Below are 18,121 nucleotides of genomic sequence, written 5' to 3' on the forward strand. Positions count from 1 at the left end.
AATTGCTGGCTAACAAGCCCTAGCGTTTTTAAGGTCAAAATCTGTATAATACTCGGCTTTCTGGGCCCTTCTTGCGTTAACCAACTGGATATTTAGCTCATGACCGCACGCGGAAATTTATTTATTGTGTCAGCGCCAAGTGGTGCGGGTAAATCCTCGCTAATTTCGGCATTGTTAAAAGACAAACCTGCCGATATGCAGGTTTCAGTATCGCACACCACCCGCGCGCCGCGCCCAGGTGAAGTTGATGGTCAACACTACCATTTTGTTAATGTTGAAGAATTTAAAGCACTGATCGCGCAAAATGCCTTTTTTGAGTGGGCCGAAGTGTTTGGCAATTACTACGGCACATCGCGCCATGTGATTGAGCACACCTTAACTCAAGGTATTGATGTGTTTCTCGATATCGACTGGCAAGGTGCCCAACAAGTCAAAGCTTTGATGCCAGAAGCCGTGGGCGTATTTATTCTGCCACCCTCAAGGGATGAGCTAGAGCGTCGCCTGACTGGCCGCGGTCAAGACAGCCAGGATGTGATCGCCAGCCGTATGGCACAGGCGGTTTCTGAAATGTCGCACTATAAAGAATATGATTTTATTATCGTCAATGACGATTTTGACACAGCACTGGCGGATCTGCGGGCGATCATTCGCAGCCAACGCTTAACGGGTGCTAGTCAGATCCACGCGCAAAATGATATGCTTAACGATCTGTTGGCAGGCTAACTGCCATAGTGTACAATTTTGCGTCATTTTTTCCCTAGATAAACTGGAGTTTCAACACATGGCTCGCGTAACTGTAGAAGACGCCGTAGAACAAATCGGCAACCGTTTTGATATGATCCTGGTTGCGGCGCGTCGTGCTCGCCAAATCGCCGTGCAGGGTAAAGACCCTATGGTTGAAGAGATGAACGACAAACCAACGGTTATCGCCCTGCGTGAAATCGAACTAGGTTTAGTGAATGCTCACACTTTAGATGCTGATGAGCGTCAAACTGTGCGTGAGCGTGAAGCTGCTGAAATCGCAGCTGTTGCCGCCATCGCTGAAGGCCGTTCACTATAAGTCTAATTGAGTCACACCTGTTTGGGTAAAGGAGAGCTGCCACTTGTATCTGTTTGAAGGTCTAAAGGAGTCTGCTTCCGGTTACTTAGAACCTGAACAGGTAGAATTGCTCAAGCAGGCTTACCAAGTTGCGCGTGATGCCCATGAAGGGCAAATGCGCACTAGCGGCGAACCTTATATTACCCATCCGGTTGCGGTTGCCCGCATCCTCGCCGAAATGCGTCTCGACCATGAGACGCTGATGGCGGCATTGCTGCATGACACCATCGAAGATACCTATGTCACCAAAGAAGATTTAGCCGAGCGATTTGGCGAATCGGTGGCTGAATTGGTTGAAGGGGTGTCTAAGCTCGACAAGCTGAAATTTCGCGATAAGAAAGAAGCTCAAGCAGAAAACTTTCGCAAAATGATGATGGCGATGACGCAGGATATCCGCGTTATTCTCATCAAGCTTGCCGACCGCACCCACAACATGCGCACCTTAGGCGCGCTGCGTCCTGACAAACGCCGTCGTATTGCCCGCGAAACCTTAGAGATTTACGCCCCCATTGCCAACCGACTCGGTATTCACAATATCAAGACTGAGTTAGAGGATTTGGGTTTTCAAGCCTATTATCCCATGCGCTATCGGGTACTAAGGGAAGTGGTAAAAGCGGCTCGAGGCAACCGTAAAGAGCTCATTCAAGGTATTGAGGCCGCGGTACTCACCCGCTTAAACGATGCGGGTATTAAGGGCAAAGTCAAAGGGCGCGAGAAAAACCTCTACTCCATCTATAACAAGATGCAGAGTAAAGAGCTGCAATTTCAAGAAGTCATGGATATCTATGCCTTCCGCGTGATTGTCGACTCCATCGATACGTGTTATCGCGTGCTCGGTGCGATGCATGGCCTGTATAAACCACGTCCAGGTCGCTTTAAAGATTATATTGCTATCCCAAAAGCCAACGGCTATCAGTCGCTACATACCTCGTTATTCGGTCCCCACGGCGTACCCGTCGAGATCCAAATTCGTACCGAAGATATGGATCAAATGGCCGACAAAGGGGTTGCGGCTCACTGGGCTTACAAAGGCGGTGCCGATGGTCAAGGCACCACCACGCAAGTGCGTGCCCGTAAGTGGATGCAAAGCTTGCTGGAACTGCAACAGAGCGCCAGCACCTCCTTCGAATTCGTAGAAAACGTTAAAACCGAACTCTTCCCCGAAGAGATTTACGTGTTTACCCCCGAAGGTCGCATTTTAGAATTACCGGTTAACGCCACCGCCGTCGACTTTGCCTATGAAGTCCACACCGATGTGGGTAATACCTGTGTCGGCGCCCGTGTTAACCGCCAAGCTTATCCGTTAAGCCAGCCATTAATCTCCGGCCAAACCGTTGAGATCATTACCGCTAAAGGCGCGCGTCCGAATGCCGCTTGGCTTAACTTTGTGGTCACGGGTAAAGCCCGCGCCAAAATCCGCCAAGTGCTCAAGAGCCTAAAAGCAGACGATGCCATTGCCCTTGGCCGCCGTTTGCTTAACCATGCGCTGGGTAAAACCAAGCTCGATAGCATCCCTGCCGAGCAGATTGATAAAGTCGTGCGCGATACTAAGCACGCCAATTTAAATTCCTTACTCGCCGACATCGGTCTTGGCAATGCCATGAGCATAGTCATCGCTCAACGTTTGATTGGCGATAATTTAGAGAATCAAGAGAGCCGCGATTCTCACCTGATGCCAATCCGCGGCGCCGAAGGCATGTTAGTGACCTTCGCCAACTGCTGCCGCCCCATCCCAGGTGATGCGGTGATAGCCCACGTGAGCCAAGGTAAAGGCTTAGTCGTCCACATGGAAAACTGCGCTAACATTCGCGGTTACCAAGGCGAGCCCGATAAATACATTCCCGTACAGTGGGATAATGTCGAAGGCGTCGAGTATCAAGCCAATCTGCGGGTGGAAATTGTTAACCACCAAGGCGCGCTGGCGAAGATCACCTCGATTATCGCCGCCGAGGGCTCGAACATTCACAACCTTAGCACCGAAGAGCGCGATGGCCGCGTTTACTTGATTAACCTGCGAATTTCGGTGAAAGACAGGATCCATTTAGCTAACGTGATGCGCCGTATCAGGGTACTGCCCGAGGTGTTGCGTACATCCCGTAATCGTTGATCATTATTTTAGAGAGAGCGTCATGGCAGAAAAAATCATTATCGCGACCGAAAACGCCCCAGCGGCAATTGGCACTTATTCTCAAGCGGTTAAAGTCGGCAACACAGTATATTTATCCGGCCAAATCCCACTGGTGCCAAGCACAATGCAAATCGTGAGCGATGATTTTGAGGCGCAAGTTGTGCAAGTGTTTGAAAACTTAACGGCCGTTTGTACCGCAGCCGGCGGCACAATCAACGATATCGTTAAGCTTAATATCTTCCTAACGGACTTAAGCCACTTCGCCAAAGTGAATGAAATCATGAGCCGTTACTTCAGCCAACCTTACCCAGCTCGCGCCGCTATCGGTGTGAAGCAGTTACCCAAAGATTCGCAAGTCGAAATGGATGGCGTGATGGAGCTGTAAGCTTCAACCGATATGAAAGGCGCTTAGGCGCCTTTTTTATTGCCTAATGCGCCCCGCGACTCCTGCTCTGACCTGTTATTAAGTTCATTTTCATTTCATACTCGCCCATTAGGCTGTTTTGCAGATTTAGTGATTTTACAATCTTGCAAACTATTTGCGCGGCCTCACAAAACTCGCCATACTGGGCACCTATGTTGGGGTGAAAATAACAATAAAGAACAGGGAATTGCCTATGGATAAAGCGATTAAGACGCCAATTGAAATGCTGGCGCACTGGGCGAATACGCGTGGGGATGAGATTTATTTGCGCCAGCCAATCAAGGGGCAATACCTTGATTTCACTTGGAATGAAGTACAAGAAAAAGTCCAACAACTTGCTGGCGCGTTGCGCCATTTAGGCTTAGAGCCGGGCGATAAAATTGCCGTTCTGTCTAAAAACTGTGCCGAATGGTTTATCACCGACCTCGCCCTGATGCACGGTGGCTATATCAGCGTTCCTATTTATCCGACTGCGAATCCAGATACCATTCGCTATGTATTGCAGCATAGTGGGGCTAAAGCGATTGTCCTCGGTAAGCTCGATCATTGGGCCGATCAAGAAGCCGGTGTCGGCGGCGAATTATTGCGCCTTGCTATGCCCTACGACACCATGCCAGCTCAATATCAATGGGAACAATTGCTCAATATGGGCAACCCGTTGATTGAAGCGCCATTACCCGAACCCGATCAGATAATGACGCTGATTTATACCTCGGGCTCAACGGGTCAACCTAAAGGTGCGATTCAAACCTATGCTAGCTATGGTTGGACTTGCCAAGCGGTGGTGCGCGATCTACGTACAGATGGTAAAGATAGATTATTGTCCTACTTACCGTTAGCCCATATTACCGAGCGCGTGGCGATTGAAGGCTCATCCTTTTATTCAGGCAGCACAGTCGCCTTCGTCGAAAGCTTAGACTCCTTCGTTGCGGATGTGCAGCGCGCTAAACCAACGGTGTTTTTCTCCGTTCCACGCCTGTGGAGCCTGTTCCAAAAGAACATTATCGACAAGATTGGTGTTGGCAAACTCAATCTATTGCTAAAAATTCCACTGATTAGCAGCCTAGTAAAACACAAGATCCATAAGGGCTTAGGACTCAACCATTGCCGTTTACTCGGCTCTGGCTCAGCGCCTATTCCACCCTCACTCATCCACTGGTATCACAGTATTGGGCTGGATATTTGTGAGGCTTGGGGCATGACAGAAAACTGTGCTTACTCCATCATCAACTACCCTTTCGATGCGCGTAAAATCGGCACTGTGGGTAAACCCGTGCAGGATTGCCAAATCCGCCAAGGTGAAGATGGCGAGCTACTCATTAAGAGCCCAGGCCTAATGACCGCCTATTATCTGCAACCTGAAGCTACCGCGGCGGCCTTCGATGTTGATGGTTTCTTCCATACCGGCGATCTCTGCGCCATTGATACCGATGGTTGTGTGACGATAACTGGCCGCGTGAAAGACAACTTTAAAACCGCTAAAGGCAAATATGTGGCACCAGTGCCAATTGAGCGCAAGCTTGCACAAGATCCTCATGTGGAGCTGATTTGTGTTATTGGCTCAGGTTTGCCGCACCCTGTAGCCCTAGTGCAACTCTCTGAGGGAGCTAACCTACAAGCCCGTGAAGAAGTACGCGCTTCCCTTAAAGCGACACTCGATAGTGTGAATCCACATTTAGAATCCCACGAACATGTGGATGCCATTGTGGTGGTGAGTGAACCTTGGACCATCGAAAACGATGTATTAACCCCCACACTGAAGATCAAGCGCCACGTGCTTGAGAAAGCCTTTAGCGAAAGGGTGGACGGGATCCGTGGTGCTCAAGTACGCTGGGAAGATGAGTTAGTCGCAAAATAACGTCAAAGCGCACCGTTATGATTAAAGCACGCTCTTCGGCGTGCTTTTTTATGACATATTCTGTCAAAGCAAATTAAAAACACGTATCATGTACGCCTATCAGCGTAAGGTGATGCACCTTAAATTAATTCACTCAATCAGGTTTAACAGAGTCCAAAATGCTTATTGCACTTTCAATTATCGGCGGCTTTATTATTTTAACCTTAGGCGCAGAGGCCTTAGTCCGTGGCGCAAGCTCCATTGCACTTCGTCTTGGGATTACGCCGCTGGTGATCGGCTTAACGATTGTGGCTTTCGGTACCAGCGCACCAGAGCTTGCGGTAAGCGTAAAGTCAGCCTTGGCAGGCAATAGCGGCATTGCACTGGGTAACGTGATTGGCTCTAACATCGCCAACATTGGCTTAATTTTGGCAATTACTGCGCTTATTCGCCCGATCCAAGTTCAATCGCAGATGGTAAGACGGGATATTCCACTGATGATCCTCGCTTCTATGCTGTTTTGGGGATTATTGCTAGATGGCGAACTCAGCCTGATTGACGGCATCATTTTATTATCACTCCTTGTCGGCTACTTGGTTTTCAGCTATTTCAGCGCCAAAAATACTACTGATGCCGATGGTGAAGTGATTGAAGAAGGTCCTAAAAATCCATTGCTTTCAATCGCGTTTATTATTGTCGGCATCGGAATGTTAGTCGGCGGTGGCATTTTATTTGTGAATGGCGCTGTTGATTTAGCCAAAGTATTTGGTGTTAGTGAAGTCATTATCGGCCTGACTATTGTCGCTATTGGTACCAGTATGCCAGAGCTAGTGACCTCGGTTTTAGCGGCACTCAAAGGCGAAAGCGATATTGCTATTGGTAATATCGTTGGGTCAAATATATTTAATATATTAGGTATTCTTGGCGTGACCGCTGTCGTTTACCCTGTATCTGGGCTTGGTTTCCAACCCTTAGACTTTATTGTCATGCTGGCGTTAGCCGTAATCATTTTACCCTTTGCTTGGTCTGGCCTACGAATTGGTCGCCGCGAAGGTGCCACGCTGCTTATCGCTTACTTAGGCTACATGGTTTACCTCGTTAACCAAGCTAGCAGCCAAGCGGTAGTCTAACGATTTACGCGTTCACCTTAGCTTACTAAAACACCGGAGCCACTCCGGTGTTTTACTTTTAGGGTTAAGACATGACATTTGTCATGCCTAATTGATGACCTTTGTGCCTGCACTCAGACCAAGGTATTTCTGATAATGAAGCCGTCCCCAAGCAATGGGTTATCACTTCAATAAGGAAATACCATGAAAACACTTTTACTGTTATCAAGCCTTGCCCTCGCCTGCGTGCCAGCGCTCGCGGCTTCGAACTCTAGCCCCAATATCGCTGAGGTAGACAAAGCGGCTAACACACTGAATATTGATAAATTGCAACAGCTCAGCACTGCCACTCAAGATTACGAGGCGGCTTATGCCAACTATCGTTTAGCCATCAGCGCCAATGTGATGGGACAAAAAACCATAGCAGATAATGCCTTAGCTTCGGCTCAAGCGAGCTTAGAAATCTTAACCAACAGTCAAGCCGATGCGGAATCCCTCGCGCTATTATCATCCGTGTATGGTATGCAAATCGCCTTGGATAACAGCAAAGGCGCTGAGCTTGGGATCAAATCCGCTAACGCCATTGCTCAGGCCGAACAGCTAGCACCGCTTAATCCGCGGGTCGCATTAGTGAAAGCGATTGCCGCCTATAATACGCCAGCAATGTTTGGGGGCAGCATGCAAGTTGCCAAGACGCTCGCCAGCAGCGCCATTGAGCGATTTAATCAACCTTGCGAGAACATTTGCTGGGGTGAGGCCGAAGCTTACACTTGGCGCGGACTGGCCAAACAAGAATTGGGGGATATCCAAGGCGCGATGGAAGATTGGCAACAGGCACTGCAAGTGGAAAAAGATTATGGTTGGGCTAAGTTTTTACTTCAGAAAAATCAGCAAATAAGTGCAAAATAACCCCAGAAAAGGCGAAAGGATTGGCTAATGTTTACGGCCAATCCTACTCTCAGCAGCCGCAAAATGGATCTTAGGCGAAGCGATATGACAAATAACCCCCTACAACTTGAACGAAAGCTCGCATGGGTGTACTTAATAAACCTCGCGTTTTATCTGATACCGCTGTTTATTACGCCTTATCCTAGCTGGCAAATTATCTTAATTTTAGCCGTGCTGGTTCCCTTTATTTACTGCTATTTTGGGACCTATCGCAGTAATTTCCGCAGCGCCCATCGGCCTATTATCGGCATGTTAGTACTTGCTATAGCCATTACCCCTATTAATCCAGGGTCCATCTCACTCTTTACCTTTGCCAGTTTCTTTATTGGTTTCTTTTATTCCTTTAGAGTTAGCTTGTTATGCTGGCTCGGGATACTAGTTACACTGTTCTTGCTCAACTACGTTAGTCAATTCAATAGCTACTATTTTCCAATGTACGGCTCAGCCTTAGTATTAGGGGTTGGTATGCTCGGTAAAGCAGAGCGAAGACGTTACCAGCATAGATTGAAGGAGCGACAAAGCGCCAAAGAGATCAGCACCTTAGCCACTATGGTTGAACGGGAGCGTATCGCCAGAGACTTGCACGATATTATGGGGCACAGTTTGTCATCGATTGCGCTAAAGGCTGAATTGGCCGAAAAACTACTGGCGAAACAAGAATATCAACTTGCAACGACTCAACTACAAGAGCTAGGACAAATTGCGCGGGAAAGCTTGAGCCAAATAAGGCATACCGTCTCAGACTATAAACACAAAGGCTTAGCAAGTTGCATCACCCAGCTATGTCATTCACTCAGGGACAAAGGCATCTACGTTGAGTTAATTGGTGAATTACCAAAACTGCCCGCCAGAACAGAAAGCCAACTTGTGCTGATTTTAACTGAACTCGTGAATAATATTTTGCGCCACAGCAACGCGAGCCAATGCAGCATTCAATTTAGTGAGCAGGCAAATACCCTTAATGTCGAGGTTAAAGATAATGCCTTAGCAAGACCTTTTATCGAAGGAAATGGGCTCACAGGTATCCGTGAACGTCTCGATAGCCTCGGAGGTCATTTCAGTTATAATCTTGAGCAGGGATACGCCTTTACCGTCAGTCTACCTTTGCAGGGAGCAACAGATTAATGAAGATTCTATTGGCGGAAGATCAAGCCATGGTGCGCGGCGCACTGGCGGCACTGTTAACCCTTGCTGGCGGTTTTACCATTACCCAAGCCAGCGATGGCGACGAAGCGTTAACTCTTCTCAAACAACAGCATTTTGACCTGTTACTGACGGATATTGAAATGCCGGGACGAACAGGTTTGGAGCTAGCAGCTTGGCTAAAGGAGCAACATAGCCAAACCAAAGTGGTGGTGATCACAACTTTTGGCCGCGCGGGTTACATTAAACGCGCTATTGAAGCGGGTGTCGGTGGATTTTTGCTAAAAGATGCGCCCTCAGAAACCCTCGTCAGTTCAATTCAACAAGTGATGGCGGGCAAACGCGTTATCGATCCTGAGCTGGCAATGATGGCAATTGGCGATGTCGACCCCCTCAATGATAAAGAACGCCGCGCCCTTCGGTTTGCCAGCGAAGGCAAATCCACCGCCGAAATTGCCGAGATGCTGTTTATTGCCGAAGGCACGGTACGTAACTATTTATCCGAAGCCATTGCCAAACTCAATGCAAGCAACCGAATCGATGCCGCCCGCATTGCCAAACAAAAAGGCTGGTTATAGCTCAGCTAGTTGTCATAAATGCAGTAAATGCGCTCGAATTTACCCGATACGAGATCGTCTCGGTGGATAATAAAATTCAACTGCATTGAGTGCTCACTATAGACGACTTTAAGCAGCACCAGATAATCTTCAGCATTGCCGCCTAATTCAGCCGCGGCGTGGAGTTCGGGGGCTTTATAGCGGCTATCACCATGGCCATTAATGCTGGCGATACCATTGTAATACGGCAGCGGCTGCTCGGGGACGAGCAATGCCTGCAAGTTGGATGACTGCCAGTCGGTATTAGCCCATTGCGATTGAGTGAGAATCTGACCAGGGATAAGCCCGTGCTCATTCAATTGTATCAGCTCATAGCCCTTGAGCTGATCTTGCCACTCTGGTACCAATTCATCATCCACAACCTCTATGGCCTCCAGCACCATGGCTTGTTGCGGTTCAGGTAGCGCTTGTAAACGTGCCTTGGCTAACTTTACTAAATGCGGGTTGTCACTATTAATCATGTCAGGGGCAATCATCTTAAGGCTGGCAATCCCCTGAAGTTGATAAGCCGTCTGATACTCATAGTTTGTACATACCGCATCGTCGAACTTAAGTGCGGCAATCGCTTTCCCAGAGTTCAGTTGCTGATCTTCAGCGACATAATAAACATGGCCGCGAAGCATTTCCGAGAATCGCCAGCGCTCCAAAAAGAACAACAATCGCCCCTCTCGAGGCAAATAAGATTGCAACGCTTTCAGTTCGCTACAATTGATTTGTGCGATAAATTGCATCGGCACACGGAAGGCCTGCGCCGCCTCGTCCCAATCCCAATCTTGCGACCACCCATAATGCTCCTCGATATACTCGCGAGTATGGTCGAATTCCTCAGCGTAAGCATCCAGCATCTCCTCCCTTCCGACCAAGGTCACCGGATAATCCATGCCTACAGGTAAATCCGGCAATCCACCCAGTCGGCTGTTACCTAACTGGCTATAGTCTTCGTTTGCACTGGGATAGAGATCGACACTACTGCGAATAAACGCCGAGAGCACGTTGGCAAGATGTGGGTCTTTAAACTGCGCCAGCTTTTGCTCTAGCAGCTGCTGACGAATGGGGGAATTTTCTGCTAATAACATATCCATATTGACCTCACGACTCCAATGTTTGCTTTTTATCATTTCTATCAAATATATGCTATCGATCAGCAGGTCAAATTGCCGATGCTATCACGCTAACGCTAAAGCCTGAGTCAGCAGCTTGCGGTGCAGTCGGACAGCGATCCTATGAATTGAAAACCCTTAGGCGAATTACTGCTACACTCAAACTCAGCTAAAAAGATCAACAAAAGGATTTGTTTATGGCGATAGCCTGTGTACATACCCGAGCCAGTTGTGGTGTTGAAGCTCCAGAAGTCACGGTTGAAGTCCATCTCAGTAATGGCCTACCCGCCTTTAATCTGGTGGGTTTGCCAGAAGCCTCAGTCAAAGAAGCCCGTGAGCGGGTGCGCAGTGCCCTGATCAATGCGGGATTCGAGTTTCCGATGCGCCGGATAACCGTCAATCTCGCCCCCGCAGATTTACCCAAACAGGGCGGCCGTTACGATTTGCCTATCGCCATCGGCATTCTAGCCGCGTCAGAGCAAATCCCCGCCACGAGCCTTAAGGATACTGAATTTGTCGGCGAACTTGCCCTCTCAGGGCAAATCCGCCACTGCCAAGGACTGCTGCCTGCGATCATTGCGGCTAAACGCCATAATAATCAGTTAATTCTGCCCCTCGAGAATCGCCACGACGCTGAGTTAGTTGGCTACCCTAAGGTCTACTTTGGCTCCCATTTGCAAAGTTTAGCGGCCTTTCTCCATGGACAAGCGCCACTCCCCATGCTGGAGCAGCAGCTCGAATGGATCTCGAATGAGCCAGTGGAATCCGCACCTTGCCTTAGCGAGGTGATAGGTCAATACCAAGCTAAACAAGCACTTGAAATCGCTGCCGCAGGCAACCATAACCTATTGATGTTAGGCCCGCCTGGTACTGGCAAAACTATGTTAGCCAGTCGCATGATGGCGCTATTACCGACACTCAATTATGAAGAGGCCTTAGAAGTCGCTGCAATTCATTCAGTAGCGGGCATCAATATCAAACCTCAGGATTTTCTTAAGCGGCCATTTCGTGCGCCGCACCATACTTGCTCCTCTATTTCCTTAGTCGGTGGCGGCAGCATTCCTAAGCCAGGCGAAATTTCATTGGCCCATCGCGGAGTATTATTTCTGGATGAAGTCGCTGAATTTCCAAGAAAAGTGCTCGACTGTTTGCGTGAACCGATGGAAACAGGTGAAGTGGTGATCTCCCGCGCGGCGGCAAAACTGACCTTTTTAAGTCGCTTTCAATTGATCGCCGCCATGAACCCCAGCCCGAGCGGCGATATCGACGGCCCCAATCGAGCTACACCCGATCAAATCCAGCGCTATCTCGCCAGACTCTCTGGCCCGTTTATTGATAGATTTGATCTCACCATCGAAGTCCCCAAACTCCCCGCAGGCACCCTAACGCAACAGTCGACGCAAGGCGAAACCAGCCATCAAATAGCCAAACGAGTAAAATGCGCCCGCGATATTCAACTCGCCAGAGCGGGCGTGCTTAACAGCGAACTATCAGGTAAACAACTTAAGCAATTTAGTGGTATCAATGAGGCTGACCTAGTTTTTTTAGAACAGAGTGTCGTCAAGTTAGGATTATCCGTGCGCAGCTTTCATCGTATTCAACGGGTTGCCCGCACCATTGCCGACCTTGAGCAGGCCCCCAATACCGAAAGACGCCACCTCGCCCAAGCCTTAGGATATAGGGCTATGGATAAATTATTGGCCCGTTTATCCCAACAGTATTGAGACTCGAAATATTAACAAATGCCCCGACCAGCCGCCCTAAGATTGAGCCAAACGCCGACACCGAGTAACATAGGCCTCCAATTTTTATCAGGGGGCGCCAATGGGGACGTTGTTTTCACAATTAAAAGGCTGCATAGCTTTCTTAGGTTATGTCGTGAATACGCTGTTTTGGGTTGTACCCATTGTTCTGGGCAGCTTCATTAAACTTATTCCTTTGCCTGTGTTGAGAACGGCGACGAGCTATTTTCTCGACTTTTGCGCCAGCGCTTGGATAAGCGTCAATGGGGTGATTGAACGTGTGCTGCACCCAGTGCAAATTGAGCTCTCGGGCGATAGCCAATTTTCTACCAAAGAATGGTATATGGTGATCGCTAATCATCAGTCTTGGGTCGATATTTTGATCCTGCAGCGCGTATTTAATCGCCGAATCCCGTTTTTGAAATTCTTCCTGAAACAAGAACTGATTTATGTGCCCGTGTTAGGGCTAGCATGGTGGGCATTAGATTTTCCTTTTATGCGCCGCTATAGCACAGCACAACTTAAAAAGAACCCAAAACTCAAGGGCAAAGATATCGAGATCACCCGTAAAGCCTGCGCAAAGTTTAAGACTAAGCCAGTGAGTGTGATGAACTTTGTCGAAGGAACACGCTTTACCAAGGCCAAACATAAAAAACAAAACTCACCGTTCCAACATCTGTTAAAACCTAAAGCGGGCGGCATGGCCTTTGCGCTATCCGCCATGGGAGAACAGATCCACAAGCTAGTCGATGTCACGATTTACTATCCAGATAGCGTTCCAAGCTATTGGGACTACCTGACAGGCAAGCTGCCAAAGGTTAAAGTACACATAACAGTGAAGGATATTTCGCCGGATATGCGTGGCGATTATATGAATGATCGCGAGTTTAAAATTAGCTTCCAAGAACAATTGAATGAACTTTGGCTCGCTAAAGATCAAGTGATCAGCCAATTGGCTGGGCAAGCGGACCAAGAAGTAAGGTAAAACCTCTATGTTGAATTTTCTCCCCGGCCCAGTGCTGTTTATTCTCAGTCTGAGCCTGCTGATCATTAACACCGCCCTTTGGGGAACCTTGGTTTGCCTTGGTGGTTTAGTGAAAATGTTGATGCCAGCTCAAGGCGCACGCAATGCAGTGACCGGACTGATGAATCGTTTTATGTGGGCATGGGCAACCTGCAATGGTGGCATTTTGTATTTGATTGCCAAAATCGAGTGGGATGTTGAAGGACTTGAAGGGCTCAATAAAAACAGCTGGTACTTGCTAATCAGTAACCACCTCAGTGGCTTTGATATTGCCGCGCAAACTTACCTGCTGCGTAACCATATCCCCATGTTGAAATTCTTCCTCAAAAAAGAGCTGATCTATGTCCCTATTATGGGCCTAGGTTGCTGGGCGCTCGACATGCCTTTTATGGACAGAACCAGCCCGGCAAAACTCAAGAAAAATCCGAAACTTAAGGGTAAAGATTTAGCCACCACTCGCCGTGCCTGTGAAAAGTTTAAAAATATGCCCACATCAATTATCAACTACGTTGAGGGCAGCCGCTTTACCGAAGATAAGCGTCAGCGCCAAGATTCACCTTACCGCCATTTACTCCGGCCTAAAGCGGGTGGTATTGCCTTTACACTTTCCGCCATGGGTGAGCAATTTACTAACCTACTGGATGTGACGGTAGTGTATCCCGATGCGCCAGACGATGTGTTATTTGGCGTAATGAACGGCAAAGTACGCAAGATTATTGTACGGGTGCGCGCCTTGCCAGTACCGCAGGTCGACGCTACTCGCTATTTTTCAGAATCGGAATATCGGGTCGAGTTTCAGCGTTGGTTAAACCAAGTTTGGGCGGAAAAAGATGATCAAATTGCTGCACTCTTGCAGCAACATCAGCAGCTAACAGATAGTGCCACCAGCACCCACACACAGCTTCACTAATACAGATTAACGAATACAGATTCACTAACGTAAGTGAGTCGATAGCGGGTTAGGCTTACCTAGCCCGCTTAATCGACCTCAAGCTGTGCCAGCCTCATTGCCGCTTCTGCTAATTCCGTTTCATTAAACACACTCATACCTGCCGCCAGCAGAAGTTCGGCCGTCATTCCCCGCCCTGCAATTAAATGCTTACTGAAACTGCCATCATAAATGTGCTGATTACCACAGGAAGGACGACGCGCCTTTAAAATCGCTATCTTAATGCCTTGCTCCTGAGCCAAAGCAAGCGCCTTTTGTGCTCCCAGTTGAAAGGCCAATGTCACATCTACGCCCCGCGCCGTTAGCACTAGATCGCCGATACGCTCGGCCGCTGGCCTTGGTGTGGGTAATCCGCCCGCGCATTCAGGGCAAAACGCCACGATACGACCTTCTCGCTGCCATCGCTGCATCCACTCGTCTTGCAGCAGATTATGACCGCCGTCATAACGTACCGCCTGCCCGAGTAAACAACTGCTAATGAGGATTTTCTCCATCCTGTCCCCCTAATGCCTTAACCCTATGAGTGCCAACCAATACCTTCTCAGCATTGTACTCAATAAGTCGCAATGGGGTAAAAGTCATGCGTATTCGCACTATCAGCTCACACTCCAAACGCCAAATTGTCGACAATTATTAATTATAAAATAGAGAAGATAAAATTACTAAAATCAACGAAATCACAAAATTACCAACAAATACAACAAGTAAATCTTTAAAAGACAAAGATATAGACTTACGTCTAAGTAAACATATTGTTGACAATAAACTTTAACGGGACTATTTTTTACCCATTGTCGACAATCCAGCAATCAACGAGTGATGCGCAGTATGTTGAAGCAAGAGACCATATTCCCCACAGATGACACCCCAAGTTCAGCGACTCATGCCGCGACGAGCCCAACGAATAAGGTGAAATCCCTCGCCAGCGAAAAATCGTCGACCACCTTAGCCGATCAAATTTTGGTGCAAATACAAACCAGCATCATCAAGGGCGAACTGCCTGCCGGCAGTAAGATCAACGAGCAAGCCCTCGCCGAAAAATACGGCATCAGCCGCGGCCCGACCCGTGAAGCGCTGCAAACCTTAGAAAGACAACGTCTCGTTGTCCGCGCGCCCCATGTGGGTGCCCGTGTCGCTCAACTCACAGTGAGCGAGTTAAACGATTTATATCAATTACGTAGCGTGCTCGAAGGCATGGCCTGCGAACTTGCCGCCAGCCGTATTACCCCAGAACAACTTGCGAAACTGCAAGACTTACTCGCGGTGCAAGAAACCGCGCTGGCCAATGGCGATACCTATTTTCAAGAGGAAGGCGATGTCGACTTCCACTATCAAATCATCCAAGCCAGCGGTAATAAACATCTGCAAGAAACCTTAATTGGCGGGCTTTATCATCTGCTGCGGATGTATCGCTATCAGTGCACCAATAAGAACCGCCCAGTAAAAGCCATTGCCGAACACAGACGCATAGTCGAAGCCATCGCCCAGCGTGATGGAGAACTCGCTAGCCTGTTGATGCGTCGCCATATTGAGCAAGGCCGTAAAAATACCGAATTACGCTTGATTGAATTGCAAGCTAACGCCGCCGCGAAAGAAACCTTAGCCAATATCAGCTAAGTCGCAGCCCATAAGCATCGAATACTGCTCATTCAGTACTTTTTAATTGGATAAGGACAAGACCATGACCCAAAGCGCAGGATTACGTTTTCGCCAAGCTCTTGCTAACTCAAAACCCTTACAAATCGTTGGAACCACCAATGCCTATTTCGCCCTGATGGCGGAGCAAACGGGTTTCCAAGCCCTGTATCTGTCGGGCGCGGGTGTAGCGAACGCCTCCTACGGTTTACCGGATTTAGGCATGACCTCGATGAACGACGTGCTGATCGATGCCGGCCGTATCACCTCGGCAACCCAACTGCCACTGCTGGTTGATATCGACACAGGTTGGGGCGGCGCTTTCAACATCGCCCGCACTATTAAAGAATTTGAAAAAGCAGGTGTTGCCGCGGTGCACATGGAAGACCAAGTGTCGCAAAAGCGTTGTGGCCACAGACCCAACAAAGCGGTCGTTAGCACAGAGGAAATGGTTGACCGTATCAAGGCCGCCGTCGATGCCCGTACCGATCCTAACTTTGTGATCATGGCGCGCACCGATGCGGTTGCCGTTGAAGGTTTAGAAGCGGGTATCGAACGTGCAAAAGCCTATATCGCCGCGGGTGCCGATATGATTTTCGCCGAAGCCTTAACTGAGCTCGACCAATACCGTCACTTCAAGGCCCAAGTTAACGCACCAATTCTGGCGAACATGACCGAATTTGGCCAAACCCAATTGTTCAACAAAGAAGAACTTGCCGAAGCGGGCGCCGACATGGTGCTTTACCCACTCGGCACTTTCCGCGCCGCTAACCAAGCCGCACTGAAAGTGATGCAAGCGCTGATGAATGATGGTCATCAACGCAATGTCTTAGACACTATGCAGACCCGTACGGATTTGTATAAGTACTTGGGCTACCACGCCTTTGAAGACAAGTTAGATCAATTATTTAGCCAAGATAAGTAAAAGATAAGTACAGACCATGGACGTCAGTAGAAGCTTAGGCTTCGCGTTGTTACTGATACCCAGATGCGAGAGCCGTGACCTCAAATAACGGCTCCTGCATCACCGACATGCTGCAACTCTACATAAGGCTAAAACTCTGTATTTAGTCAACATTTATGCAGCTTTAACCAAAAAGGTAGACGGCTAATATTGAGCCTGTCTGCAATAACCATAGCGTTAACGGAAGGGAAGAATTATGTCAGACGCAAAAAAATTAAGTGGTGCAGGATTACGTGGCCAGAGCGCGGGTGAGACTGCACTAAGTACTGTAGGTGTATCGGGTAGCGGCCTGACCTACCGCGGTTACGATGTAAAAGATCTGGCCGAAAACGCCACCTTCGAAGAGGTCGCCTACCTGATCCTTTACGGTGAACTGCCCACCACCGTACAACTCGAGGCCTATAAGACCAAACTTAAGGGCATGCGCGGCCTGCCACAGGCATTAAAAGAAGTATTAGAGCGCATTCCTGCCGACGCCCATCCAATGGATGTGATGCGTACCGGTTGTTCTATGTTGGGTAACCTCGAAGCCGAGCACAACTTTAGCGAGCAAAGCCAAATTGCTGACCGTTTACTGGCGGCCTTCCCATCGATTATCTGCTACTGGTATCGCTTTAGCCACGATGGTGTACGCATCGACACCGAAACCACCGATGAGCAAATCGGTGCTCACTTCCTGCACCTGCTGCACGGCAAAGCTCCATCGGCGCTGCACGCTAAGGTAATGGACGTTTCGTTAATTCTGTATGCAGAGCATGAGTTTAACGCTTCAACCTTTACCGCCCGTGTGTGTGCATCGACCCTGTCGGACATGCATTCTTGCGTAACTGGCGCAATCGGTTCACTACGTGGCCCACTGCATGGCGGCGCCAACGAAGCGGCGATGGAACTCATTCAAGATATGAAAGACGAAGCCGATGCCCGCGATGTGCTCATGGGTAAACTCGAGCGCAAAGAAAAGATTATGGGCTTTGGTCACGCCATCTACCGCGACAGTGACCCTCGTAATGCCATCATCAAAGAATGGTCTGAAAAACTGGCCGCAGATTATGGCGATGATCGCCTCTACCGCGTATCGGTCGCCTGTGAAGCCCTGATGTGGGAACAGAAAAAACTCTTCTGTAACGCCGACTTCTTCCATGCCAGTGCTTACCACTTCATGGGCATTCCAACCAAGCTATTTACCCCAATCTTCGTTTGTTCACGGGTAACGGGTTGGACAGCGCACGTGATGGAGCAGCGTTCAAACAACCGCATTATTCGTCCAAGTGCCGACTATGTGGGTGTATCACCACGCAAAGTGGTACCCATTGCCAACCGTTAAGCAAAACTGACCACACTTAGCGCGAGACTTCACTCAAGGTGCGTCTCGCGCCGACTTCATTTTCCGAAATGGATGATG

17 protein-coding genes are annotated in these 18,121 nt (G+C 48.8%); 15 read left to right on the forward strand and 2 right to left on the reverse strand.

What is annotated here, in order from left to right; all coding sequences use genetic code 11:
* The first annotated feature begins 99 nt into the window (after nt 1–99).
* The 9 genes from gmk to JM642_RS18745 all read left to right on the forward strand — a co-directional run bounded on the left by gmk (nt 100) and on the right by JM642_RS18745 (nt 9,266).
* On the forward strand, nt 100–723 hold the full coding sequence (gmk, locus tag JM642_RS18705) for a guanylate kinase (RefSeq protein ID WP_037426419.1): 624 nt from the start codon (nt 100–102) through the stop codon (nt 721–723).
* A gap of 58 nt (nt 724–781) precedes the next feature.
* Nucleotides 782–1,060, forward strand: a complete 279-nt coding sequence (rpoZ, locus tag JM642_RS18710) for a DNA-directed RNA polymerase subunit omega (RefSeq protein WP_007651394.1) — start codon at nt 782–784, stop codon at nt 1,058–1,060.
* Nucleotides 1,061–1,103: 43 nt separating this feature from the next.
* On the forward strand, nt 1,104–3,206 hold the full coding sequence (spoT, locus tag JM642_RS18715) for a bifunctional GTP diphosphokinase/guanosine-3',5'-bis pyrophosphate 3'-pyrophosphohydrolase (protein ID WP_037413695.1): 2,103 nt from the start codon (nt 1,104–1,106) through the stop codon (nt 3,204–3,206).
* A gap of 22 nt (nt 3,207–3,228) precedes the next feature.
* Nucleotides 3,229–3,612: a RidA family protein gene (locus tag JM642_RS18720; RefSeq protein WP_011070722.1), complete on the forward strand. Its 384-nt coding sequence runs from the start codon at nt 3,229–3,231 to the stop codon at nt 3,610–3,612.
* 232 nt (nt 3,613–3,844) lie between these two features.
* Nucleotides 3,845–5,509 carry an AMP-binding protein gene (locus JM642_RS18725; protein ID WP_203432333.1) on the forward strand — a complete coding sequence of 555 codons (1,665 nt, stop codon included), beginning with the start codon at nt 3,845–3,847 and terminating at the stop codon, nt 5,507–5,509.
* A gap of 158 nt (nt 5,510–5,667) precedes the next feature.
* On the forward strand, nt 5,668–6,618 hold the full coding sequence (locus tag JM642_RS18730) for a calcium/sodium antiporter (RefSeq protein ID WP_069453779.1): 951 nt from the start codon (nt 5,668–5,670) through the stop codon (nt 6,616–6,618).
* Between the two features lie 183 nt (nt 6,619–6,801).
* Complete coding sequence (locus tag JM642_RS18735; protein WP_203432334.1) at nt 6,802–7,506, forward strand: hypothetical protein; 705 nt, start codon at nt 6,802–6,804, stop codon at nt 7,504–7,506.
* An 84-nt stretch (nt 7,507–7,590) separates the two neighbouring features.
* The gene (locus JM642_RS18740; RefSeq protein ID WP_203432335.1) at nt 7,591–8,670 is read left to right on the forward strand and encodes a sensor histidine kinase; all 1,080 of its coding nucleotides are present in this window, start codon (nt 7,591–7,593) and stop codon (nt 8,668–8,670) included.
* The gene (locus tag JM642_RS18745) at nt 8,670–9,266 is read left to right on the forward strand and encodes a response regulator transcription factor (RefSeq protein ID WP_037413708.1); all 597 of its coding nucleotides are present in this window, start codon (nt 8,670–8,672) and stop codon (nt 9,264–9,266) included. The genes JM642_RS18740 and JM642_RS18745 overlap by 1 nt, the downstream gene beginning before the upstream one ends.
* 5 nt (nt 9,267–9,271) lie before the next feature.
* Here the strand turns inward: JM642_RS18745 and JM642_RS18750 are convergent, their stop codons facing one another.
* Nucleotides 9,272–10,387 (reverse strand): DUF1963 domain-containing protein, encoded by a 1,116-nt coding sequence (locus JM642_RS18750; protein WP_203432336.1) that lies wholly within the window; start codon nt 10,385–10,387, stop codon nt 9,272–9,274.
* 215 nt (nt 10,388–10,602) lie between these two features.
* Here JM642_RS18750 and JM642_RS18755 point away from each other — a divergent pair, with 215 nt between their 5' ends.
* From JM642_RS18755 to JM642_RS18765, 3 genes are all read left to right on the forward strand, one after another.
* Nucleotides 10,603–12,129, forward strand: a complete 1,527-nt coding sequence (locus JM642_RS18755; RefSeq protein WP_203432337.1) for a YifB family Mg chelatase-like AAA ATPase — start codon at nt 10,603–10,605, stop codon at nt 12,127–12,129.
* A gap of 100 nt (nt 12,130–12,229) precedes the next feature.
* Nucleotides 12,230–13,132 carry an acyltransferase gene (locus JM642_RS18760; RefSeq protein ID WP_037413712.1) on the forward strand — a complete coding sequence of 301 codons (903 nt, stop codon included), beginning with the start codon at nt 12,230–12,232 and terminating at the stop codon, nt 13,130–13,132.
* A gap of 7 nt (nt 13,133–13,139) precedes the next feature.
* Nucleotides 13,140–14,081, forward strand: coding sequence for an acyltransferase (locus JM642_RS18765; protein WP_037431237.1), 942 nt, complete (start codon nt 13,140–13,142; stop codon nt 14,079–14,081).
* A 68-nt stretch (nt 14,082–14,149) separates the two neighbouring features.
* Here the strand turns inward: JM642_RS18765 and JM642_RS18770 are convergent, their stop codons facing one another.
* Complete coding sequence (locus JM642_RS18770) at nt 14,150–14,614, reverse strand: DUF523 domain-containing protein (RefSeq protein WP_203432338.1); 465 nt, start codon at nt 14,612–14,614, stop codon at nt 14,150–14,152.
* A 334-nt stretch (nt 14,615–14,948) separates the two neighbouring features.
* On the opposite strand from JM642_RS18770, the gene JM642_RS18775 reads away from it, so the two are divergent.
* From JM642_RS18775 to prpC, 3 genes are all read left to right on the forward strand, one after another.
* Complete coding sequence (locus JM642_RS18775; RefSeq protein ID WP_037431231.1) at nt 14,949–15,737, forward strand: GntR family transcriptional regulator; 789 nt, start codon at nt 14,949–14,951, stop codon at nt 15,735–15,737.
* 64 nt (nt 15,738–15,801) lie between these two features.
* The gene (gene prpB, locus JM642_RS18780) at nt 15,802–16,680 is read left to right on the forward strand and encodes a methylisocitrate lyase (protein WP_203432339.1); all 879 of its coding nucleotides are present in this window, start codon (nt 15,802–15,804) and stop codon (nt 16,678–16,680) included.
* Between the two features lie 235 nt (nt 16,681–16,915).
* Entirely contained in the window at nt 16,916–18,043 is a 1,128-nt protein-coding gene (prpC, locus tag JM642_RS18785; RefSeq protein ID WP_203432340.1) for a 2-methylcitrate synthase, read from the forward strand.
* Nucleotides 18,044–18,121: the final 78 nt, after the last annotated feature.

The sequence above is a fragment of the Shewanella sp. LZH-2 genome, assembly GCF_016859145.1.
In the GTDB taxonomy this organism is placed as follows: domain Bacteria; phylum Pseudomonadota; class Gammaproteobacteria; order Enterobacterales; family Shewanellaceae; genus Shewanella; species Shewanella xiamenensis.